Source organism: Allomuricauda sp. TY007 (genome assembly GCF_010468565.1).
GTDB lineage: Bacteria > Bacteroidota > Bacteroidia > Flavobacteriales > Flavobacteriaceae > Flagellimonas.
The window spans coordinates 1-326 of sequence record NZ_WUEG01000076.1; the positions used below are offsets into that span (position 1 = coordinate 1).

Below are 326 nucleotides of genomic sequence, written 5' to 3' on the forward strand. Positions count from 1 at the left end.
ATGCTGTTGGAAGAGGCCTCTACCTTACGGTTGTTGAACATGCACCGGATTCCGGCCACACTTCGGAGCTATGATATTGTGAGCGTTTATGTGTTGCAGGATAAGGTGCAAAATGATATGATGTACGGGGAGAAGGCCAGCAAGGCTATTTTATCCAATCTGTCCTATCAGTTCTTTGGGAAGGTGAACGACCCGGATACGGCAAGGTATTATGAGCGCTTCTTTGAACTGGTCAAAATGCCCACCCGGAGTGTGAGCAAAAGCTCGGGGCTGAGTCTGGAACGACGCATCACGGAAGGGGAAAAGGAGGTGTCCAAGCGCAGGGC

At 50.9% G+C, this 326-nt stretch carries 1 protein-coding gene; it reads left to right on the forward strand.

All coding sequences use genetic code 11. From position 1 onward, the window contains the following. Positions 1–326 (forward strand): TraM recognition domain-containing protein (locus GO009_RS17475; RefSeq protein ID WP_163627985.1); only part of this gene is annotated, 326 nt, incomplete at both ends.